The sequence below is a fragment of the Burkholderia torrens genome, assembly GCF_984668525.1.
The window spans coordinates 214,462-233,933 of record NZ_OZ480212.1 but is presented as its reverse complement, the minus strand read 5'-3'; the positions used below and the strand labels follow the sequence as shown (position 1 = coordinate 233,933).

Sequence of the window (19,472 nt, the reverse complement as noted above, 5' to 3'; positions counted from 1 at the left end):
ATGCGTTCGCAGGACAATCTTCGCCTTACCCATCTGTTTCTTGAAAAAATGAGTTCGGGCGCAAATGCTGAGGAAATCGCTGCGTTGTGCACGCCCGATCTGGACTGGAATATCCCCGGCGATGCAGGCGTGTTGCCATGGGTTGGCCGGAGGAAAGGACGCGACGCCCTGGCGGATTTCATTCGCGACACGCAGACGATGATCGAGCGCATCAGCCTCGACGTCGAGGATGTGCTCGCCGGCGACGATCGGGCCGTGATTCTCGGCCACCTCAACACGCGGGTCAACGCCACCGGAAAATTGATCGACAGTGCATTTGCGATCGTCCTGACCTTCTCCGGCGAAAAGATCGCGAGCTTCCTGATGCTGGAGGACAGCTTCGCCGTATCAGCTGCTGCCCGACACTGACGCGCAACATCCGCCTTCAACGGACCGGCTCGTCGGGAGCGTGGACACGGTTCGGTCAGATCTCCGGCGACGCGAGGGAATCCACGATGGGCTTTTCGGTGAATGAGCTTCTGAAGCGAAACCTGCGTTCGGTCTTTGGCGAGCGAGATTCCGCGGCACGCTTGATTGAATTGAAAACGATCTGGCTGCCGGAAGGTGTCTTCGTCGATCCAGACGGCCGGTATACCGGCTTCGACGCGATTAATCGCAGGGTCGATGAGTTGCAGGCGAGATTCCCGGGTTTCGAGTTCGTCGAGCGTGGGCCGATTCAGGCCATGCATGGAATCGGCCGCCTCGCATGGGGATATGGGCCCGAAGCAAACAGGACAGCCGTGACCGGAATCGACATAGCAGTCACCCGCCAGGGAAGGCTGCTCGAGCTGTTCGCCTTCATCGACTGAGGATCTGCACCAGCCGAATGTCGATCAACGTCCACACTTGTCGCGCCTCGCAGGTAGCGGCTCGGCAACCGACATCCTCATCAACCCACGAAGAACCAAAAAAAAACCCGCCGGCATCCGCCGGCGGGCTTTTCGTATCCGACCTGCTCGGCGCTTAACGCGCCGGATTCAGCAACAGGTTCATGTGACGGTTCACATCCTTGTACAGCAGATAACGGAACCGCCCAGGGCCGCCCGAATAGCAGGCCTGCGGGCAGAACGCGCGCAGCCACATGAAATCGCCCGCTTCGACCTCGACCCAGTCCTGGTTCAGGCGATAGACGGCCTTCCCTTCCAGCACGTACAGGCCGTGCTCCATCACGTGCGTTTCCGCGAACGGAATCACGCCGCCCGGCTCGAACGTCACGATGTTCACGTGCATGTCGTGACGCATGTCGCTCATGTCAACGAAGCGCGTCGTCACCCATGCGCCGTTGGTGCCCGGCATCGGGATCGGCTCGACGTCCTGCTCGTTGGTCACGAATGCTTCCGGCAGCGGAATGCCGTCGACGGCCTGGTAGTGCTTGCGCACCCAGTGGAAGCGCACCGCGGCATCGCTGACGTTGTGCAGCGTCCAGTCCGCGCCCGGCGGAATGAACGCGTAGCCGCCCGGCTTCAGCGTGTGCTTCTTGCCCTGCAGCGTCAGCTCGGCTTCGCCTTCGACGACGAACAGCACGGCTTCGGCGTTCTTGTCCTGCTCGGGCTTGTCGCTGCCGCCGCCCGGATTCACTTCGACAATGTACTGCGAGAAGGTTTCGGCGAAACCCGACAGCGGGCGAGCGATCACCCACAGGCGCGTGTTCGTCCAGAACGGCAGCCAGCTCGTGACGATGTCGCGCATCACACCCTTCGGGATCACCGCGTACGCCTCGGTGAACATCGCGCGATCGGTCAGCAGATCCGTCTGCGGCGGGTGGCCGCCATGCGGCGCGTAATACGTTGTCTTAGACATATTGCATCCAGGCAATGGGTTGGTCCGGCCCCTGGCGCAAACGGCATCGGGCGGTTCGCACGCGCGTGGGGCACGCATGCGGCGGCGGGACATCGTTGCCGGGGTGGCTTGAAAGCGCATGCGCCTTCGTTCGGTCGGCCAGGCTTCGCGTCGGGTCCGTCCGGTTCATCGGACGCGGCGGCCCGGGTTGTCGGGCCGATGGCCGGGCCGCGGCGCTCGCGATCATGCGGCGAGGCGCGGACGGCGGCACGGTTCGACTCGATACGCGAGCATCGCCGACGATAGCGAAGTCGATCGCGATCGACCAATTAAATGTTGCGATGGCATGCATTCGATTTCCCACTACCTGCCGGCATCCGCGATGCGCGGTGAAGGGGCGTTGCGCGGCACGCGGGCTATCAGGGAAATCCTGACGGATGCGGCGGGGTCGCGGCACATCCGGACATGCGGATCGGCGCGGCGACGACGTGCTCGCGCCAGCGGCTCGCTCGCCGTGTCGGGATCGTCAGGCGGGTACGGGCGGAAGCACGATCCGTGATGGCGCATGCCGATTCTGACCAAGCGCGTTCATGCGCGGCAGGTCAGGTCGTCGATGGAGGGGGAAACACGGTGGGAGGTGATTGCCGGCCCGTCGATCGGGCGCATGGCAGCGGCTGATGAAGCCGGAAGGGGTCGCCGGTCAGGCCGGCGATGACGGCCCGGCAGGCCGCCGGGCCGAATCTCGCGTAGGGTGCCGACGCCGTCGGCGCGCCGGTGCGCGTGTCGCGCACCGTGCCGCGCCCGCGGCGATCAGTCCCAGTCGCGGTGATGGCGATGCTTGCGGTGGTGGCGATAGCCGCGGTCGCCGCCGTAATCACGCTCGTACGAGTTGCGCGACATGTTGCCGCCGAGTGCCGCGCCTGCGCCGCCGCCGACGGCCGCGCCCAGCAGGCCGCCCGTGCGGCCGCCCATCGCGTTGCCTGCCGCGGTACCCGCGCCGCCGCCGAGTGCGCCGCCGATGATCGCGCCGGTGCGCTCGCGACGGTTCGACGTCACCGCGCCGCCGGCGCCGCCGCCGATGGCGCCGCCGATCACCGAGCCGGTGCTGCCGCCGACTGCACCACCGACCGCCGCGCCGGCTACCCCGCCGAGCGCGCCGCCAAGTGCGTTGTTCAGGTCACCGGCCAGTGCCGGCAGCGACGTCGCGCCGGTCAGCACGGCGACGACGAGAGTGGGGGCGATTTTCTTCCACATTCCCGTATTCTTCCTTGTTCACGATCTGGTTATTGAAGGTCCGCTCGGTACGCCGATCTGAATCGATCGGCATCCGGTCGGGCATTGTGCCGAACCGCGGACCAATTCATTTCAATGAGCTTGCGGCGAAGAATAGCACCGGTCCCACTTCCTTGCCGTGGACATTCTGGTAACAAGTTGTTTACGGATAAAGGACGTCGAACGGGCCCGCCGGATTCGCCCGAAACCCGCGCCGGTATTGGCTTTCGAGAGGGTCCGGCCCTGCGGCGCAACACGCCGGCCATGCGCGGCGTCGCAGGTTTGCGACACACGTGGCAACACATCGGGTACGCGGCGTGCGCAGGTGCCCGCGCAACGATCGGGGGGGGGGAGATGACGGGGTCAGTACACGCCGGGCAGCAACCGCCAGGTCCGCGCGCAATACGCATCGTATTCGGCGCCGAATTGCGAACGCAGCAGCGCCTCCTCCGAGCGGATGCGCGCGACGAGCGGCACCAGCGTCAGCACGACCAGCAGCACGCCGACGCCCGAGCGGAACACCAGCGCCCAGCCGAGCGAATTGACGATCAGGCCGAGATAGCTCGGATTGCGGATGCGGCTGTAGATGCCGCCAGTCACGAGCGTATGGCCCGGCTGGATCGCGACGAGCCCGCTGAAGCGCCTGCCGAGCACGAACACGGGCCACATGCGCAGCACACCGCCCGCGATGAACAGCACGACGCCGATCCAGCGCACCGTCTCGCCACCGAAGGTCCAGACCTCGAGCCGGTCGGTCAGCGCGGGCAGGTACGCGAGCAGGAAGCCGCTCGCCGCGAATGCGGCGAGCACCCAGCGGTTGTCGCGGTTCTCGCGCTCGCCGCTGCTCAGGTTGCCTTCGGAGAACAGCGCGGCGACGGCCATCGCGAGCGTCGCGATCGTGACGACGGTCAGTTGCGGATGCGAGAAGAACGCGGCGAACCCGCCGCTGCCGAGCACGGCAAGCCCGAGATAGACGAGCGTGGACAGGCTCGACAGGACGACGGCCTTGCGGGTGACGGTCATGACGGCCTCACAGGGATGCGCGTTCCTGTGAAGTATAGGAAGTGCGCACACGAAGTGTCGTGCGCGGCCGTCATGCGGCGCGTGAACCTGCGCGAATCATCCGGTGCAGGGCGGCGAACCGGGCCGGTGCGGCCGAGGCTCGCGCGCGCTGCAACGGATCAGCGGATGCGGAAGTTGCCGCCGATCCCGACGCTGACGGGCGGCGCGTAGTACGCGGGCGCATAGCCGTAATAGGCCGGCGCGGGCGCGTAGCCGTACGGCGGCGCGACGTAGCAGCCGGACAGGCCGCCGATCAGGGCAAGCGTGATGAGAAGTCTGGTCATGGCTCGATTCCCGGCGCAAAAGACGAATGGCACCTCGCGAAAACCGCGCCGCCTCGAAGAGCGGCGACCGGCACGAAGAGGCGATCCGCCCTTCATGTCGCTCGATGATGCAATGCGCGGAGTCTAGCGCCGGGCCTGGCCGGACGAGTTTCGCCGGCGGTTACACGTGTTACCTCGCATGACCGCCGAAACAACCGGAGGCGGCGCGGCGTCCGGCCGGCGGGCCATTGCCGTGCCTCGTGCCATCGACCCGTTACACGAAACGCGCACGAATGCGCTGCGCGAGCGTTTCGAGCGTCGCCGCGTCGGTGATCTCGCGGGCGTGCATCCGCAATTCGGCGCCTTCCCAGCGCGGGATCACGTGGAAATGCACGTGCGGGACCGTCTGGCCGGCTGCCGCGCCGTTGAACTGGCCGATGAACACGCCGTCCGGCTCGAGCGCCGCACGTACGGCCGCCGCGACGCGCTGCGTCATGCGGATGCCGGCCGCGGCCGCGTCGCCGGACAGATCGAAGATCTGCGCGGCCGGCTCCTTCGGGATCACGAGCACGTGACCGTCGGCCTGCGGCATCAGATCCATGATCGCGAGCGTCGCGTCGTCTTCCGCGACCTTCACGCAAGGCAGTTCGCCGCGCAGGATTCTGGCAAACGGGTTGTTGTTGTCGTAGGACATGGCGTTTTCCGATATCGGTTGGACAGTGGGCCGGGAGGGCAGTGACGGACGATTATCGGTCGGCGACCGGCTCGATTTCAACTCGCGCGGCGCAGCAGGTCGAGCCGTCCAGCGCGAATCATCGCGAACCGATCGTCACGCGGCCGCGATTGCCACGTATCGCCCGAACCTGCGACACTGCCGGATCGTTGCCGGCCGGCACGCCACCGAGGACGCTCGCGCATGACGATCCCTCTCAAGAAGCTGATGCTGCGCGGCGTCGCGCTCGTGCTCGTCGCCGCGGTCGGCTACGCCGGCTATATGCTGTCCCGGCTCGCGCCGATCGCGACCGGCTATGCGGCGAAGGCGCTGTGTTCGGGCGTGTTCGTGTCGGGCCGGCCGGCCGCGTCCGTGATCGACGTCGACATCATGGCCGGCGTCCATCCGCTGCTGAAGCTGGTACGCCCGTCGATCGATCGCGACCACCATCGCGCGACGGCGACCTTCGCCGGTTTCGCCGAGCGCGAAGCCGACTTCCGGCCGGGGCTCGGCTGCACGCTCGCGCCCGCCGCGACGCCGACCACGCTACCGGCCGCGTTGCCGCCGCTACCCGATCCGCCGTCCGACCCGCCTGCACCTGCCACGCCTCCCGCCGGCATCGACGCGCACAAGCTGCAGGCCGCGCTCGACCGCGCGTTCGACGAACCCGATCCGGCACGGCCGCGCCGCACGCGCGCGGTCGTCGTGATGTGGCGCGGCCAGGTGATCGCCGAACGCTACGCGCCCGGCATCACGGCCGACACGCCGTTGCCCGGCTGGTCGATGACGAAGACCGTGACGGCCGCGCTGGTCGGCACGCTCGTCGCGCAGCACAAGCTGTCGCCCGATGCAGCGGCGCTGTTGCCCGAGTGGCGCGGCAGCGGCGACCCGCGCGCGGCCATCACGCTCGACGAGTTGCTGCGGATGACGAGCGGCTTGCAGTTCAACGAGGACTACGACGACCCGCTGTCCGACGTCGCCGTGATGCTGTTCACGCAGCCCGACATGGCACGGTTCGCATCGGCGAAACCGCTCGCCGCGCCACCCGGCACGCAGTGGTACTACTCGAGCGGCACGAGCGCGATCGTCGCGCGCGTGATGCGCGAAGCGCTGGGCGGCAGCGAGGACGACTACCTTGCGTATCCGCGCCGCGCGCTGTTCGCGCCGCTCGCGATGCGCAGCGCGGTGTTCGAGCCCGATGCATCCGGCACGCTCGTCGCTCCGTCGTACCTGTATGCGAGCGCGCGCGACTGGGCGCGTTTCGGGCAACTGATGCTGCAGGACGGTACGTGGAACGGGCAGCGGCTGCTGCCGGAAGGCTGGGTGCGCTACCTGACGCGCGCGACGCCGCAGTCGTCGCGCCAGGAGTTCGGCGCGCAGCTGTGGGTCAAGGTGCCGGAGCCGTTCAACGATCGCGATCCGCAGGCGAGCGCGATGCCGGCCGACGCGTTTCATGCGGTCGGCCATGAAGGCCAGTTCGTGAGCGTGGTGCCGAGCCGCCAACTGGTGGTCGTGCGGCTCGGGCTGTCGCGGCCGGAATCCGCGTGGAATCACGAGGCGTTTCTCGCGCGCGTGCTCGCTGCGGTGCCGGCGCCTGGCGCGTGAATCGATGATTCACGCGTGAAGCGGCGGCGATGGCAACACTGCCGCTTCACGCGCTACCGCCCGTGCATCACGGGTTCGCGCTGCCCGCGTATTGCTTGAAACCTTCACGCGTCGCGAGACGCTCGATGTAGCGCGACACCGCCGGCAGATCCGGATGCTCGAACGGCGTGCCGAACCAGCGGTTCACCGACAGGCCGATCGGAATGTCCGCCAGCGTGAACGTATCGCCGGCCACGTACGCGTCGGTCTTTTCGAGCTGGGCGTTCAGCACGTGCATGTGCTTCGTCCAGCCTGCGATCGACTGCGCGATGCCGGCCGGATCCTGATGATCGGGCGATTTGCGCACGAGGCCGAGGAACGCGCCGACCCACGAGCGATTCAGGTCCGCACCCTGCCAGTCGATCCACTGGTCGACCCGCGCACGCGCCTGCGGCTCGGCCGGATACAGCGCATCGCCGCCGTAGCGGTTCGCGAGATAGCGAATGATCGTGTTCGATTCCCAGAGCACGAAGTCGTCGTCCTTGATGACGGGCACGAGCGCGTTCGGATTCAGCGCGAGATAGGCCGGATCGTTGGTCGTGCGGAAGCCCGCGCCCCAGTCTTCCTGTTGGAACGGCAGGTTCAGTTCGGTGCACAGCCACAGCACCTTGCGGACGTTGATGGACGGGATCTTGCCGAGGACGTGCAGCATGCAGTCTCCTTGTGAGGTCGGATGCGGAGCGTTCGGGGCGCAGGGCACGCCACGAACGCGTTCACGCCGAATTTATACACGACCTCGCGGCAAACGGCAGGCCGCGGGCGCGAAATCGGTGTGCGGCCGATTCGTCAGGTCACGCAGCGCGTGCTCGACCGTCGGGAACCGGAACATGAATCCGTCCCGATGCAGCCGCGCCGGCATCACGCGCTGGCCGTCGAGCAGCAGCTCGGCCATCTCGCCCATCGCGGCGCGCAGCGGCGCGGCCGGCACGTGCAGCCACGCGGGGCGGCGCAGCACCTTCGTCACGACCTGCACGAACTCGCGCTGGGTCACCGGCACCGGCGCGACGGCGTTGTAGACACCGTGCATGCCTGCGTTCGACATCGCACGTGCGACGATCCGCAGCACGTCGTCCCGGTGAATCCAGCTCATCACCTGCGCGCCGTCGCCGAATCGTCCGCCCATCCCGAAGTAATGCGGCAGCAGCATCGGGCGCAGCGCGCCGCCGGGGCCGAACACGATGCCCAGCCGCAGCACCACCGAGCGCACGCCGTGACGTTCGAGCGGCTGCGCGGACTGCTCCCACTGCCGGCACAGTTCGGCCATGAAGCCGGTGCCGGCGCGGCTGCCCTCGTCGAGCCGTTCGTCACCCGGCCGCACGCCGTAGTAGCCGATCGCCGACGCCTGGATCCACGTGCGCGGCTTGACCTCGGCAGCGTCGACCCAGCGCATCAGCGCCTGCGTGACGCCGACGCGGCTCGCGAGCAGCACCGCCTGCCGGCGCTTGCTCCAGCGCGCGCCCAGCACCGGCGCGCCCGCGAGATTGATGACCGTGTCGAAGCGCTCGTGCGGCTGCAACTGCTCGGCGGACGTCACGCTGCGCACGCGGCCCTGGAACGCGTAGGCCGCACGCAGCGGATCGCGCGCCAGCAGCGTGACCGTGTGCCCTGCAGCGAGCAACTGGTTCACGAGCGTTTCGCCGATGAAGCCGGTCCCGCCGGTCACGAGCACGTTGCCGGCCGGCTGCCCCGCGAACGGATTGGTGGCCGGCGCGCGGTGCGCGATGCGGCACGCGGCGATGCCGTCGCGGATGCCCGACACCGTCACGCCGACGGCGAACAGGCTGAGCAGCCAGCCGCGCCAGCCTAGGTCGAGCGGCTGCAGCGCGGTCGGCTCGTGCGACCAGACCGCAAGCTGCATCGCGATCATCCCGAACAACGCGCCGCCGTTGACGGCCAGCAGCGTATGCAGCACGCGCTCGGTCGCTGGCAGCTTACGACTCTGGTCCTCGACGACGAAGTCCCATAACGTCAGCGCCACTTCGACGAGCACGACCGCGGCGAGGGCCGCGACCCACGCGCCGTGAAACGCGACGTTCGCGATCGATGCGAACACGAGGCCGTAGAGCACGGAACGCACCGCGTGAATCGCCAGTTCGAGCCGTGCGCGCGGGCTGTGCGGCAGGTCCTGCGTGAGCTCATGGTGATAAAGCGTATCGAATGCGCCCATCGCGCCCTGCACGATCAGCAGGTTGAGCGCCCAGTCGAAAGCAGGCAAGGTGTTCATTCGGTATCCCTCCTCCACAGCCAGACCAGCGGCGGCACCATCGCGACAAGCGCGACGGCATCGATCGCCACATGGCCCCACACATGCGCCTGCCACGACAACAGCATGTCCTGCGGCGCCCAGATCAACAGGCCGGCCAGCAGCCAGCCCCACACTTCCCGTTTCCGCAACCGGTTGCCGAGGTGGACCAGCGCGAGCATCCAGACCGACGCGCACTGCACCGTCGCGCCGAGCAGCGACATCCACCAGATCTGCTGGGCACGCGCCGCATCGGGCATCGTTCCCGCCCGGAAATGCAGCTCGATGCCGCGGTGATAGGCATCGAGCCACGGCGCGCCGGCCACCCACGGCACGACTGCGCCGACCAGCAGGTGCACGATCGCTGCCGCCATCATCCAGTTCACGACGATGCGTCGCAGCGTGTCGCGCGCAGGGCGGTCGGCTTCCCTGCTTTCGGCGGCCTCGCCGATACCGCACGCCGCATCGTCGCAGCGCGCCTCGGCGCGATACCCGAGCCAGCGCGAAACCGCGTACCGGTTACGTGCGAAGCGGCGATACAGCGGCGCGAACACGGCACGCATCGCCGGCACGCGAAGCAGCCAGGCGAACCCGCGACGCCCAACCAGCGCATGGGCGGCCACGATGCTGTCGACGCCGGTCAGCATGCGTCCGTCGGGCAGGCGCGCATGCAGTTCGCGATTCAGCGCGGGCAGGTCGACGCCCAGCGGCGCCGGGTCGAAACCCGGCTCGGCGATATCGACGAACGCCAGCCGGTGCCGCTCGTCGCGGGCCCCGAGATGCCGTATTTCCGCGACGCATAACGGACAGCGTCCGTCGAAGTAAAGAACCAGTTCACTTGCGCTCATGCTTCGCACTCCTTCTTGTTGTCGCAAGCATCATGAAGCGATCGATCGACTGCTTTCCGGTATGTGTCGCCGCCGCGCTGGCTCCGCACGGCGGCGACACGCTTACATCGGCTTGACCACCATCAGGAAGTAGACGGTCAGCATCGCGAAGAACGCCGGATAGCCGAGCAGTTCCCACCGCTTCGCGTAGCGCCAGTAGCGCTCCGGCAATGCAGCGTCGCCGTTGGCGTGCGCGAGCTTCGCCATCGAGGCAAGTTCGAGCTGCAGCCACACGACCGGCAGCCAGCACGCACCGGCGACCGCATACAGCACGATCGACGCGAACAGCCACGGCGTATGCCACGGCCAGCCGGCCGTATGCGCGAGCCACAGCCCGGACGCCGGCTGGAAGATCACGGCCGGCGTCGTGAACCACCAGTCCGCACGCACCACGAGCCGCGACACGGCCGCGATCGCGGGCACCGACCGCGTGCGGTTCGCGAAGAACAGGTAGAACGCGGTGCCGAACCCCGTGCCGACCAGCAGCACCGAGGACAGGATGTGAAGCGCCTTGATGACGAGATAGGTATTCATGCTTGTTCTTCTTCTGAAAAAAGGATCAACAGGATCGCGAGAATCGGCACGTTCTTGAGCACGGGGCCGAATGGTTCGGCCAGCAAGCCGGGCATCGTGACCGCGATGACGGCCGAGTACGCGACGATCAGCGCCGCTTGCGCGGCCCACAGCCGCCGCGACGGCGCGGCAACGGTCGCGATGCCGAACGCGAAGTCCAGCGCGCTGGCCGCGTAGAGCGCGATCAGTGCAGGCAGCCCCGTCAGGTGCGCAGGCGCGAGCAGCGCGAGGCTCGCGTGCAGCGGATGGATGAACGCGCTGACGATCGCCGTCCAGATCCACACGATCGCGAGCGCGCCCCGCAGCAACGGGCGCCGCCACATCGCGAGCGCGTCGCGACGCAGCAGTGCGGCGGCATCCGCGCCGATGAAGCTGCCGATGCCGCGCGGCGGACGGCCGAGCACGGCCGCGGTGGCCGCCGGATCGCCGGTGTTGCCGCCGCGCAGCATCGTCCACGTGTCGCGCGTGAACATCGCGCCCGGCAGCATGCCGGACAGCACGGCCGCCGCGCCGGCCAGCGGGCCCGGCAGCGATACGCGGGCAGCCGGCGGAAATCCCAGCGCGGCACGGTAGCCGGCCAGCATCTCGCGGTATTCGACTTCGTCGTTGCCGACCACGTCGATCACCCGGCTGCCGGCCGCCCGCGCATCGCCCGGTTCCACGACGAGCCGCGCGACGACTTCGGCGAGATCGTCGACATGCACGGGGCGCAGCCGCTGATGGCCGCCCGCCGGCAGCACCTGCACGGGCAGGCTCGCGAGCATCCGGAAAAACCGCGCCGACGTGCCGGCCGTGCCGTAGACGAGCGCGGGACGCACGATGCGGAAATCGATCGGCAGCGTCTGCAGGAAGCGGTCGGCCGCGTGCTTGCTCGCGAAGTACCGCGTATCGCCGCGCTCGACACCGAGCGCCGAGACCTGGATCACGCGGCGCACGCCCGCACCGCAGCACGCGGTGAAGAGCGCGCACGGCGCGGCGCGGTGCACGGCGTCGAGCGTCGCGCCGCGTCGATCGGCGAGGATGCCGACGGCATTGATCACCACGTCGACGCCGTTCAGCCGCGCGAGCCACGCGGCCGGATCGACGTCCTTCGCGAAGTCGATCGCGACGTCACGCGGGCCGGCCGCGTGCCGCACGCCGCGCAGCACGCGATGGCCGCCGGCTTCGAGCTGCGCGCACAGCGCCCGCCCGATGAAGCCGTTCGCGCCGCAGACGAGAACGGTCATGCTGCGCGCGCCGGTGCGATCGGGCTGGCAGGTCGACGGCAGGACTGCGTTCATTTTCATCCTCTATTTACAGTTATTTCTGTACAGACAGAAATATCAATCCCGAAAAAAGCGGGCTGTCCGCCCGCACTTCCGTTACCGCTTACTTCGACGGCTTGCGCCTGACCGTCTGGCTGATCTTCGCGCCGATGCCGAGCGCCTTCATCAGCGTATCGGGCTTGAGCCGCAGCATCTCGTCCGACCACGTCGTGAGCGTCTCGACGAACTGCAGCGTGTCGCGAATGCGCTGTTCGGTCTCGCGGCTCTCGTTCGCGATCTCCGGATTCGTCAGGCAGTCGCGCAACACCGTGAGCGTCGGCTCGATCTCGCGCTGCCGCCGCCCTTCGACGATCAGCTTGAACAACTCCCAGATGTCGGTCGACGTCTCGAAGTGGTCGCGGCGATCGCCCAGCACGTGCACGACCTTCGCGAGGCGCCACGCCTGCAGCTCCTTCAGGCTCGTGCTGACGTTGGAGCGCGCGACGTCGAGCGTCTCGGCGATCTCGTCGGCCGCGACCGGCCGCCCGGCCAGGTAGAGCAGCGCGTGAATCTGCGAGACGGTGCGGTTGACGCCCCACCGCGAGCCCATTTCGCCCCAGTGGAGAATGAATCGTTCGGCGATCGGTGTGAGTTCCATGTCGGCAAATTTATTCATTTCAGTTATTTCTGTCAAGAGAGAAATAACCGGACGATCCGGCACCTTCCGGCCGCGCCCGCCCGCGATCGGCCGCTTCCTTTACAATGCGCGGGATTTTTCCGATTTCAGGCCGTCTCCGCCTTTCTGATAAGAGGTTTCCATGATCATCAAACCGCGCGTGCGTGGCTTCATCTGCGTGACGACTCATCCCGTCGGCTGCGAAGCCAACGTCAAGGAACAGATCGACTACGTGACTTCGCACGGCCCGATCGCCAACGGCCCGAAAAAGGTGCTCGTGATCGGCGCGTCGACCGGCTACGGCCTCGCCGCCCGGATCTCGGCCGCATTCGGCTCGGGCGCGGACACGCTCGGCGTGTTCTTCGAGCGCGCCGGCAGCGAGACGAAGCCCGGCACGGCCGGCTGGTACAACAGCGCCGCGTTCGAGAAATTCGCCGCCGAGAAGGGGCTCTATGCGCGCAGCATCAACGGCGACGCATTCTCCGACAAGGTCAAGCAGGTCACGATCGACACCATCAAGCAGGATCTCGGCAAGGTCGACCTGGTCGTCTACAGCCTCGCGGCACCGCGCCGCACGCATCCGAAGACGGGCGAAACCATCAGCTCGACGCTCAAGCCGATCGGCAAGGCCGTCACGTTCCGCGGCCTCGACACCGACAAGGAAGTGATCCGTGAAGTGTCGCTCGAACCGGCGACGCAGGAAGAGATCGACGGCACCGTCGCCGTGATGGGCGGCGAGGACTGGCAGATGTGGATCGACGCGCTGGCCGAAGCCGGCGTGCTGGCCGACGGCGCGAAGACCACCGCGTTCACGTATCTCGGCGAGCAGATCACGCACGACATCTACTGGAACGGCTCGATCGGCGAAGCGAAGAAGGATCTCGACAAGAAGGTGCTGTCGATCCGCGACAAGCTGGCCGCGCACGGCGGCGACGCCCGCGTGTCGGTGCTGAAGGCCGTGGTCACGCAGGCCAGCTCGGCGATCCCGATGATGCCGCTGTACCTGTCGCTGCTGTTCAAGGTGATGAAGGAAACCGGTACGCACGAAGGCTGCATCGAGCAGGTGTACGGGCTCCTGAAGGACAGCCTGTACGGCGCGACGCCGCACATCGACGAAGAAGGCCGCCTGCGCGCCGACTACAAGGAACTCGACCCGCAGGTGCAGGCGAAGGTCGTCGCGATGTGGGACCACGTGACGAACGAGAACCTGTACGAGATGACCGACTTCGCGGGCTACAAGACCGAGTTCCTGCGCCTGTTCGGCTTCGAGATCGCCGGTGTCGACTACGACGCGGACGTGAACCCGGACGTGAAGATCCCGGGCATCATCGACACGACGGTCTGACGAAACGCGCCACCGCCGTGCGCACGCACGGGCGGCGGATTCGCGCGGCCGGCGGCGTCAACGCGGCGCCGGTTCTTCCAGATAGACGCCCGACGACAGCGTGGCCTTCACCTGCCGCGTGAACTCGTCGGTCGACACTTCCTCCTCTCCCGCCTCGATCGCGTCGTAGGCCTGGCGCACGACGTCGGCCGGCGTAGCCTTCGGCACGTCGAGGCCGGCCGTCAGGTCGGTGTCGATGAAGCCGGCATGCAGCCCGACGACCTGCGTGTGCTGCTCGCGCAGCGAATGGCGCAGCCCGTTGGTCAGCGCCCACGCGGCCGATTTCGACACGCCGTAGCCCGACAGGATCGGCCGGTTCACCCAGCTCGCGACGGACAGGATGTTCAGGATCGCGCCGCCGCCGTGGCTGGCGAGAGTGCCGGCAAACGCGCGCGACATCGCCAGCATCCCGAACACGTTGGTTTCGAAGTGGTCGCGCAACGCGTCGGGCGCGCCGTCGTCCGTCAGGCTGCCGAGCCGCGCGATGCCGGCGTTGTTGATCAGCAGCGTGACGTCGCGTGCCGCATCGGCCGCCGCGGCGACGGCCGCCGGATCGGTCACGTCGAGCTTCACGGGCACGACGCCCGGCAGCGTCACGCTGGCCGGATCGCGCGCCGCCGCGTAGACCTTGCGCGCCCCTCGGGCAAGTGCCTGCTTCGCAAATTCGAGCCCGAGCCCGCGGTTTGCGCCCGTCACGAAAACGACTGCACCTTCGATCTTCATGATCCTTCCTTTCGCATGATGAATCACCTGCGCGCCGGCTCGCCGCGCGCATGAGATCCGGTGGAAAACGAGGTTGCCATTGCTTGCCGAACCGGTACGCCGCCGAGGGCAGACGGCGAGCCGTCCGCTGCCCGTCATCCCGCAGCGCCAAAGACGCGACCGATTGCCATCCATGTCCGGCCGGCCGTGGCTTTGCATTGCCCGCCAGGTCGGCTACACTCGATGTCAATGTCGATCACCATTGTCTTTGCGGTGCATTCTGTTCGCGCCGCACCGGTATGTCAATGGCGATCGCCATTGTGTTTTCCAATCGACGTGATCGGTAAAATCAGGGAGAGATCGATGGGGGTATCAAGACAGCAGGCCGCCGAGAACCGGAGCGCGATCGTCGCGGCGGCCGAGCGGCTGTTCCGCGCGCGCGGCGTCGATGCCGTCGGGCTGACGGAGCTGATGAAGGAAGCCGGCTTCACGCAAGGCGGCTTCTACAACCACTTCAAGTCGAAAGACGCGCTCGTCGCCGAAGTGATGGAAAAGGCGATGCACGACCGCGCCGATTCGCCGAACGCCGGCAGTCTCGACGCACAGGTGGCGTTGTACCTGTCGGCCGCGCACCGCGACAACATCGAAGCCGGGTGCCCGCTGTCCGGCTTCGCCGGCGATGCGCCGCGGCTGACCGACGCAGCGCGCGCATGCTACGCGCACGGCCTGGCCGCCTATCTCGACCGGCTGGAACCGATGGTGGCGACCGAAGGTGCAACGCCCGAGCAGACGCGTCGCGACGCGCTCGCGGTCTTCAGCCAGATGGTCGGCGCGCTCGTGCTGTCGCGCGCGATCGCGGGCACCGATCCCGCGCTGGCCGACGAGATCCTCGACGCGGGACGGCAGACGCTGGCCGGCGGACGCGGCGCCCAGGGCACGCCTGCGTAACGCTGCGCCGCCCGTCGGCGCTACTCGACCGCCCGTGCGGCATCCCACAATGGCCGCCCGCCGAGCGCCGCATGCCACGCGGCGAAACGCGTGCGCCACGCCTCGAACGGCTCGGCCAGCGGATGGCGCGGATCGTCGCTGAGCGAATACGCCATCCCTTCGATCAGCCAGCGCGGCTTGGTCACGACGGCCACGTTGCCGAGCACTTCGGCCTGGCGATGATGGATCAGCTCGTGCGCGATGAAGTAGGTCGTCCAGCCGCGCGGTGCCACGGCCACGCCGAAATTGCCGAGCGTCAGCGCCGCACGCTGGCCGAGGCCGAACGCATCGGCGCACGTGCGCGTCGAGCAGAACACGACGCGCGGCGCCTCGCGGAACGGGCCGACGGCCGCCGCCGCGCGCGCATAGCCGTCGCGATAGAGCTGCCGTGCGTCGCCGAGCTTCGCGGCATCGTCCGTACAGATGTCGGCGCTCGGGCACGACACGCCGGGGATCAGCGCGGGCGCGACGATGCGCAGCGGCTTGACGAGCGCATACGCGGCTATCGGCAGCGCGACGAGCAGGCCCGTGAGGGCGAAAGCGACGTGGGAGCGTTTCATCCGGGCGGCGGTTCCGTGGCGTTTCGTTGAAGTCTTCCGGCGTGAATATATCGGACCGGCGACGCTTCCGGCCCGGATTTTCATTCACCCGCCGCGAACGTGAAGAACACCAGCACCGGGGCGACCGGATGCATGACGGATGCCATTACACCAACTGCTTGTGGAAGTACGTCGTCGCGCAGAGCGCGCCGTCGGGCATCAGCGCATAGTTCGGCACGACGCCGACGCGCTGCCAGCCGGCCCGCTCGTACAGCCGCTCGGCGTCGCCGCCCGTCACGGTGTCGAGCACGAGCACGGTCTTGCCGGCATCGCGTGCAGCCGCGTCGGCCGCCGCCATCAGCCGCGCGGCGATGCCCTGCCGGCGCGCGTGCCGCGACACGAGCATCTTCGCGATGTCCGCGCGATGCGGCTGGTTCTCGGGCTGCGCGGTCACGACCTGCACGGTGCCGAGGATCCGGCCGGCCGCATCCTCGGCGACCAGCAGGATGCGCTCGTCGTTCTGGACGCCCTCGGCCACGCGCGTCCAGAACGCGACGGCGGTCGAACGCTCGATCGGCAGCATGAAGCTGACGGACGCGCCGCCTTCCACGCAATCGATCAGCACATCGGCCAGCGCATCGACACAGCGCATCGCTTCGCGCGCATCGACGCGGCGGACGGTAACAGATTCGGTCATGCCATCTCCGGTAGTCAGGCGGGGCCGCATGCGCGGGTTCGGCATGGGCCGCGATAGAAAGCGCGCCAGCCGCCGTCGATGCGTGCATGACGGCGGCTGGCGTCCGGCAGCGCGGCGCCCGGTCGGCGCGCGTTACCGCCCCTTATCCTACGCGACGAGAATTTTCGCTGCATCGGCGTCGGCATCGCCTACACTTAGCCAAATGGATAACCTTCACCCTCGCATCAGCGACGTATTCCATGCCCTCTCCGATCCGACGCGCTGCGCGATCGTCAGCGCGCTCGGCCAAGGCGAGCGGACCGTTTCCGCGCTGGCCGCGCCGTTCGACATGGCGCTGCCGTCGTTCATGAAGCATGTCGCCGTGCTCGAGCGCAGCGGCCTCGTGCAGACCCGGAAAACCGGCCGCTCACGCACCTGCGCACTGGTCGGCAGCCGGCTGACCGAAGCCGAGGCATGGCTCGCCGCACAACGCGCGCTGTGGGAAGCGCGTGCCGACCGTCTCGTCGAATTCGTCGAACGCCACCATCAGGAGGAGCACGATGTCAGCCAGCCACGTCGAACCCGTTGAAGCCCACGATCTCGTCATCACGCGCACGCTGCACGCACCACGCCGCGCACTGTGGCGCGCGTGGACCGACCCCGAATTGCTGAAGGAATGGTGGTGCCCGAAGCCGTGGACCACCGAGGTGCGCGCCTTCGACCTGCGGCCGGGCGGCGCTTTCCACACGTTCATGCGCGGCCCCGACGGCGGCACGAGCGACAATCCCGGCTGTTTCCTCGACATCGTGCCGGAATCGCGCATCGTGTTCACGTCGATGCTCACCGGCGGCTGGCGGCCGCAGGCGCCGTGGATGGGCTTCACGGCGATCATCACGATGGCCGACGACGATGCGGGCAGCCGCTACGAGGCACGCGTGATGCATCCCGACGCCGCGACCCGCGAGCGCCACGAAGCACTCGGGTTTTTCGAGGGCTGGAACACCTGCATCACGCAGCTCGACGCGTTCGCGGCCGCCCTGCGCTGAACGGTCGGGCATGCCCGCACGGGCGGCCATTGCATGCCGCCGCGCCCGCGCCTAGGATTCCTGAAGGAAGCATGACGACACGCCGGCCGCCGGCGTGCACCGTCGCGCGCATTCCGCGGGAGGCAATATGTTGCATACGCACACGCATTCGACCCGGGTCAGCCGGCATCTGAACGCACCACGCGGGCGCGTCTACCGCGCACTGCTCGACCCGCACGCGGTCGAGCAGTGGAAGGTGCCCGACGGCATGACGTGCCGCGTGCATGCATACGATGCGCGCGAAGGCGGCGCGCTGCGCGTGTCGCTGAGCTACGACGCGCCATCGGGCGGCACCGGCAAGTCCGGCGCGCGCACCGACACCTATCACGGCCGCTTCGTCACGCTCGTGCCGAACGAGCGGATCGTCGAGATCGACGTGTTCGAAACCGACGACCCGATGCTGCGCGGCGCGATGACGATCACGATCACGCTGTCCGACGAAGCAGGCGGTACGCGCGTGGACGCCGTGCACGACGGCGTACCGCCCGGCGTGCCGGCCGCCGACAACGAAACCGGCTGGCAGATGGCGCTGGCGCGGCTCGCGGCGCTGGTGGAAGCGGTGTGAGCCTGCGCCCGCACGTCAGCCGAGCCGGTACGCGCGCGTGACCGTGCCGCGGAACAGCGCGTCGCGCTCGTCCGCGCTGGCCTGCGCGGTCAGCCGCTTGAACGCGTTCCACCCGTTGACGAACGAATACGAGCCCTTGTCGACCGGGAAATTGCCCTCGAACATGCAGCGCCCGGGGCCGAACGCGTCGATGCAGGTCATCATCCACGGCTTCCACGTGTCGGCAAGCTGCGCGGAAGACGGCGGCTTCGCGCCCTTCTCGAAATCGAAACCGTTGATGCGCATGCCGAGGCCGCCGACCTTCACGTACACGTTCGGCAACTGCGCGAGCGTGCGCATCGACGCCGACCAGCGCTCGAACACCTCCGGGCGCTTGTCCGCATAGCTGCCGATCCGCACGACGCCGCCGCAGTGATTGACGATGATCCGCGTGTCGGGGTTCGCTTTCGCGAGATCGAACAATTCGGGCAACTGCGGAAAGAACAGCCACGCGTCGTACGACAGCCCGAGCGGCGCGAGCTGCGCGACGCCGGCCCGGTAGACGGGATCGAGCAGCAGCCCGCGCGGCACCGCCGACAGCGGATTGGCGAGCGTCGGATCGGCATCCCACGTCGTCAGGTGCCGGACGCCGCGAAACCGCCCGCGCCCCGCTTCGAGATGCGCTTCCAGCACGTCGCGCACGCGTTCGCCGAGCCGCAGGTCCGCATGGCCGACGATGCCTTTCGCGACGGCTATGGGGCCGTGCTGCAGCGGCTCGGTCACACCGGCGACATAGGCGGTCTCGCCGACCGGCTTCAGTTCCGCCGGGCCCGAATCGCGATAGCGCGTCTGCGCCTGCATGTAGACGGACGCCTGGATGTTGTGACCCGACCGTGCATCCTGCAGGTAGTCGTCGAGCATGTAGATCCAGCCCGGCCGCTCGTAGAAGTGATGATGCGCATCGACGATCGGCAGGTCGGGCTCGAGCGCGGGTTCGAGCGCCGACGCGAGCCAGTCGGGGCGCACCGCGAGATAGTTGCTTTGCGTCGTCATGCGGGAAACTCCATCGTGGGCCGGCGTCTCGGCGAACGCGGGCAGCGCGAGCGAGGCGGCGGCCGCGCCGAGCAGCCGGCGTCGCTTGATCGAAATCGTCGTGTCCATG

The 19,472-nt window shown here is 67.9% G+C and carries 23 protein-coding genes; 8 read left to right on the top strand and 15 right to left on the bottom strand.

All coding sequences use genetic code 11. The annotated features are described in order from the left end of the window. Both AC5LXX_RS17405 and AC5LXX_RS17400 read left to right on the top strand, forming a co-directional pair. A complete protein-coding gene (locus tag AC5LXX_RS17405; RefSeq protein WP_493412417.1) occupies positions 1 to 408 on the top strand; it encodes a nuclear transport factor 2 family protein in 408 nt (135 codons plus the stop codon). 86 nt (positions 409 to 494) lie between these two features. Continuing rightward, on the top strand, positions 495 to 848 hold the full coding sequence (locus tag AC5LXX_RS17400) for a hypothetical protein (RefSeq protein ID WP_493412416.1): 354 nt from the start codon (positions 495 to 497) through the stop codon (positions 846 to 848). A gap of 154 nt (positions 849 to 1,002) precedes the next feature. Here the strand turns inward: AC5LXX_RS17400 and AC5LXX_RS17395 are convergent, their stop codons facing one another. The 5 genes from AC5LXX_RS17395 to AC5LXX_RS17375 all read right to left on the bottom strand — a co-directional run bounded on the left by AC5LXX_RS17395 (position 1,003) and on the right by AC5LXX_RS17375 (position 5,109). Continuing rightward, a complete protein-coding gene (locus AC5LXX_RS17395; protein ID WP_124451067.1) occupies positions 1,003 to 1,839 on the bottom strand; it encodes a bifunctional allantoicase/(S)-ureidoglycine aminohydrolase in 837 nt (278 codons plus the stop codon). Between the two features lie 789 nt (positions 1,840 to 2,628). Continuing rightward, on the bottom strand, positions 2,629 to 3,072 hold the full coding sequence (locus tag AC5LXX_RS17390) for a hypothetical protein (RefSeq protein ID WP_493412415.1): 444 nt from the start codon (positions 3,070 to 3,072) through the stop codon (positions 2,629 to 2,631). Positions 3,073 to 3,453: 381 nt separating this feature from the next. Beyond that, a complete protein-coding gene (locus AC5LXX_RS17385) occupies positions 3,454 to 4,113 on the bottom strand; it encodes a methyltransferase family protein (protein WP_493412414.1) in 660 nt (219 codons plus the stop codon). A 158-nt stretch (positions 4,114 to 4,271) separates the two neighbouring features. Continuing rightward, entirely contained in the window at positions 4,272 to 4,436 is a 165-nt protein-coding gene (locus AC5LXX_RS17380; RefSeq protein ID WP_011353821.1) for a hypothetical protein, read from the bottom strand. 253 nt (positions 4,437 to 4,689) lie between these two features. Then, a complete protein-coding gene (locus AC5LXX_RS17375) occupies positions 4,690 to 5,109 on the bottom strand; it encodes an HIT family protein (RefSeq protein WP_493412413.1) in 420 nt (139 codons plus the stop codon). A gap of 222 nt (positions 5,110 to 5,331) precedes the next feature. Between AC5LXX_RS17375 and AC5LXX_RS17370 the strand changes: the two genes are divergently transcribed. Continuing rightward, positions 5,332 to 6,732 carry a serine hydrolase domain-containing protein gene (locus AC5LXX_RS17370; protein WP_493412412.1) on the top strand — a complete coding sequence of 467 codons (1,401 nt, stop codon included), beginning with the start codon at positions 5,332 to 5,334 and terminating at the stop codon, positions 6,730 to 6,732. A gap of 67 nt (positions 6,733 to 6,799) precedes the next feature. Here AC5LXX_RS17370 and AC5LXX_RS17365 read toward each other — a convergent pair whose 3' ends face one another. From AC5LXX_RS17365 to AC5LXX_RS17340, 6 genes are all read right to left on the bottom strand, one after another. Beyond that, complete coding sequence (locus AC5LXX_RS17365; RefSeq protein WP_493412411.1) at positions 6,800 to 7,423, bottom strand: glutathione S-transferase family protein; 624 nt, start codon at positions 7,421 to 7,423, stop codon at positions 6,800 to 6,802. Positions 7,424 to 7,495: 72 nt separating this feature from the next. Next, positions 7,496 to 8,995, bottom strand: coding sequence for a TIGR01777 family oxidoreductase (locus AC5LXX_RS17360; protein WP_493412410.1), 1,500 nt, complete (start codon positions 8,993 to 8,995; stop codon positions 7,496 to 7,498). Beyond that, complete coding sequence (locus AC5LXX_RS17355) at positions 8,992 to 9,861, bottom strand: thiol-disulfide oxidoreductase DCC family protein (RefSeq protein ID WP_493412409.1); 870 nt, start codon at positions 9,859 to 9,861, stop codon at positions 8,992 to 8,994. The genes AC5LXX_RS17360 and AC5LXX_RS17355 overlap by 4 nt, the downstream gene beginning before the upstream one ends. Positions 9,862 to 9,963: 102 nt before the next feature. Continuing rightward, positions 9,964 to 10,434 carry a DUF2269 family protein gene (locus AC5LXX_RS17350; protein WP_493412408.1) on the bottom strand — a complete coding sequence of 157 codons (471 nt, stop codon included), beginning with the start codon at positions 10,432 to 10,434 and terminating at the stop codon, positions 9,964 to 9,966. Continuing rightward, complete coding sequence (locus tag AC5LXX_RS17345; RefSeq protein ID WP_493412407.1) at positions 10,431 to 11,753, bottom strand: SDR family oxidoreductase; 1,323 nt, start codon at positions 11,751 to 11,753, stop codon at positions 10,431 to 10,433. The genes AC5LXX_RS17350 and AC5LXX_RS17345 overlap by 4 nt, the downstream gene beginning before the upstream one ends. A gap of 88 nt (positions 11,754 to 11,841) precedes the next feature. Beyond that, positions 11,842 to 12,375, bottom strand: coding sequence for a GbsR/MarR family transcriptional regulator (locus AC5LXX_RS17340; RefSeq protein WP_112750392.1), 534 nt, complete (start codon positions 12,373 to 12,375; stop codon positions 11,842 to 11,844). 160 nt (positions 12,376 to 12,535) lie between these two features. On the opposite strand from AC5LXX_RS17340, the gene fabV reads away from it, so the two are divergent. Next, positions 12,536 to 13,738: an enoyl-ACP reductase FabV gene (gene fabV / locus AC5LXX_RS17335; protein ID WP_493412406.1), complete on the top strand. Its 1,203-nt coding sequence runs from the start codon at positions 12,536 to 12,538 to the stop codon at positions 13,736 to 13,738. Between the two features lie 57 nt (positions 13,739 to 13,795). Here fabV and AC5LXX_RS17330 read toward each other — a convergent pair whose 3' ends face one another. Further along, a complete protein-coding gene (locus AC5LXX_RS17330) occupies positions 13,796 to 14,500 on the bottom strand; it encodes an SDR family oxidoreductase (protein ID WP_493412405.1) in 705 nt (234 codons plus the stop codon). A gap of 342 nt (positions 14,501 to 14,842) precedes the next feature. Between AC5LXX_RS17330 and AC5LXX_RS17325 the strand changes: the two genes are divergently transcribed. Then, a complete protein-coding gene (locus AC5LXX_RS17325; protein WP_493412404.1) occupies positions 14,843 to 15,427 on the top strand; it encodes a TetR/AcrR family transcriptional regulator in 585 nt (194 codons plus the stop codon). A 20-nt stretch (positions 15,428 to 15,447) separates the two neighbouring features. Here AC5LXX_RS17325 and AC5LXX_RS17320 read toward each other — a convergent pair whose 3' ends face one another. Beyond that, positions 15,448 to 16,026 carry a hypothetical protein gene (locus AC5LXX_RS17320; protein WP_493412403.1) on the bottom strand — a complete coding sequence of 193 codons (579 nt, stop codon included), beginning with the start codon at positions 16,024 to 16,026 and terminating at the stop codon, positions 15,448 to 15,450. Positions 16,027 to 16,171: 145 nt separating this feature from the next. Then, on the bottom strand, positions 16,172 to 16,702 hold the full coding sequence (locus tag AC5LXX_RS17315) for a GNAT family N-acetyltransferase (protein ID WP_493412402.1): 531 nt from the start codon (positions 16,700 to 16,702) through the stop codon (positions 16,172 to 16,174). Positions 16,703 to 16,904: 202 nt separating this feature from the next. Here AC5LXX_RS17315 and AC5LXX_RS17310 point away from each other — a divergent pair, with 202 nt between their 5' ends. The 3 genes from AC5LXX_RS17310 (at position 16,905) to AC5LXX_RS17300 (ending at position 18,331) form a co-directional block, all read left to right on the top strand. Then, positions 16,905 to 17,270, top strand: coding sequence for an ArsR/SmtB family transcription factor (locus AC5LXX_RS17310; RefSeq protein WP_493412401.1), 366 nt, complete (start codon positions 16,905 to 16,907; stop codon positions 17,268 to 17,270). Next, the gene (locus AC5LXX_RS17305; protein ID WP_493404512.1) at positions 17,242 to 17,727 is read left to right on the top strand and encodes an SRPBCC family protein; all 486 of its coding nucleotides are present in this window, start codon (positions 17,242 to 17,244) and stop codon (positions 17,725 to 17,727) included. Before AC5LXX_RS17310 ends, AC5LXX_RS17305 begins: the two co-directional genes overlap by 29 nt. A gap of 127 nt (positions 17,728 to 17,854) precedes the next feature. Continuing rightward, on the top strand, positions 17,855 to 18,331 hold the full coding sequence (locus AC5LXX_RS17300; RefSeq protein ID WP_493412400.1) for an SRPBCC family protein: 477 nt from the start codon (positions 17,855 to 17,857) through the stop codon (positions 18,329 to 18,331). Positions 18,332 to 18,346: 15 nt separating this feature from the next. On the opposite strand, the gene AC5LXX_RS17295 is transcribed toward AC5LXX_RS17300, so the two are convergent. Continuing rightward, entirely contained in the window at positions 18,347 to 19,471 is a 1,125-nt protein-coding gene (locus AC5LXX_RS17295; protein WP_493412399.1) for an amidohydrolase family protein, read from the bottom strand. Position 19,472: the final 1 nt, after the last annotated feature.

Bases quoted from the DNA above. Each gene is read 5' to 3' on its own strand.
- AC5LXX_RS17405 (WP_493412417.1), top strand. From the start codon at position 1: ATGCGTTCGCAGGACAATCTTCGCCTTACCCATCTGTTTCTTGAAAAA.
- AC5LXX_RS17400 (WP_493412416.1), top strand. From the start codon at position 495: ATGGGCTTTTCGGTGAATGAGCTTCTGAAGCGAAACCTGCGTTCGGTC.
- AC5LXX_RS17395 (WP_124451067.1), bottom strand. From the start codon at position 1,839: ATGTCTAAGACAACGTATTACGCGCCGCATGGCGGCCACCCGCCGCAG.
- AC5LXX_RS17390 (WP_493412415.1), bottom strand. From the start codon at position 3,072: ATGTGGAAGAAAATCGCCCCCACTCTCGTCGTCGCCGTGCTGACCGGC.
- AC5LXX_RS17385 (WP_493412414.1), bottom strand. From the start codon at position 4,113: ATGACCGTCACCCGCAAGGCCGTCGTCCTGTCGAGCCTGTCCACGCTC.
- AC5LXX_RS17380 (WP_011353821.1), bottom strand. From the start codon at position 4,436: ATGACCAGACTTCTCATCACGCTTGCCCTGATCGGCGGCCTGTCCGGC.
- AC5LXX_RS17375 (WP_493412413.1), bottom strand. From the start codon at position 5,109: ATGTCCTACGACAACAACAACCCGTTTGCCAGAATCCTGCGCGGCGAA.
- AC5LXX_RS17370 (WP_493412412.1), top strand. From the start codon at position 5,332: ATGACGATCCCTCTCAAGAAGCTGATGCTGCGCGGCGTCGCGCTCGTG.
- AC5LXX_RS17365 (WP_493412411.1), bottom strand. From the start codon at position 7,423: ATGCTGCACGTCCTCGGCAAGATCCCGTCCATCAACGTCCGCAAGGTG.
- AC5LXX_RS17360 (WP_493412410.1), bottom strand. From the start codon at position 8,995: ATGAACACCTTGCCTGCTTTCGACTGGGCGCTCAACCTGCTGATCGTG.
- AC5LXX_RS17355 (WP_493412409.1), bottom strand. From the start codon at position 9,861: ATGAGCGCAAGTGAACTGGTTCTTTACTTCGACGGACGCTGTCCGTTA.
- AC5LXX_RS17350 (WP_493412408.1), bottom strand. From the start codon at position 10,434: ATGAATACCTATCTCGTCATCAAGGCGCTTCACATCCTGTCCTCGGTG.
- AC5LXX_RS17345 (WP_493412407.1), bottom strand. From the start codon at position 11,753: ATGAACGCAGTCCTGCCGTCGACCTGCCAGCCCGATCGCACCGGCGCG.
- AC5LXX_RS17340 (WP_112750392.1), bottom strand. From the start codon at position 12,375: ATGGAACTCACACCGATCGCCGAACGATTCATTCTCCACTGGGGCGAA.
- fabV (WP_493412406.1), top strand. From the start codon at position 12,536: ATGATCATCAAACCGCGCGTGCGTGGCTTCATCTGCGTGACGACTCAT.
- AC5LXX_RS17330 (WP_493412405.1), bottom strand. From the start codon at position 14,500: ATGAAGATCGAAGGTGCAGTCGTTTTCGTGACGGGCGCAAACCGCGGG.
- AC5LXX_RS17325 (WP_493412404.1), top strand. From the start codon at position 14,843: ATGGGGGTATCAAGACAGCAGGCCGCCGAGAACCGGAGCGCGATCGTC.
- AC5LXX_RS17320 (WP_493412403.1), bottom strand. From the start codon at position 16,026: ATGAAACGCTCCCACGTCGCTTTCGCCCTCACGGGCCTGCTCGTCGCG.
- AC5LXX_RS17315 (WP_493412402.1), bottom strand. From the start codon at position 16,702: ATGACCGAATCTGTTACCGTCCGCCGCGTCGATGCGCGCGAAGCGATG.
- AC5LXX_RS17310 (WP_493412401.1), top strand. From the start codon at position 16,905: ATGGATAACCTTCACCCTCGCATCAGCGACGTATTCCATGCCCTCTCC.
- AC5LXX_RS17305 (WP_493404512.1), top strand. From the start codon at position 17,242: ATGTCAGCCAGCCACGTCGAACCCGTTGAAGCCCACGATCTCGTCATC.
- AC5LXX_RS17300 (WP_493412400.1), top strand. From the start codon at position 17,855: ATGTTGCATACGCACACGCATTCGACCCGGGTCAGCCGGCATCTGAAC.
- AC5LXX_RS17295 (WP_493412399.1), bottom strand. From the start codon at position 19,471: ATGGACACGACGATTTCGATCAAGCGACGCCGGCTGCTCGGCGCGGCC.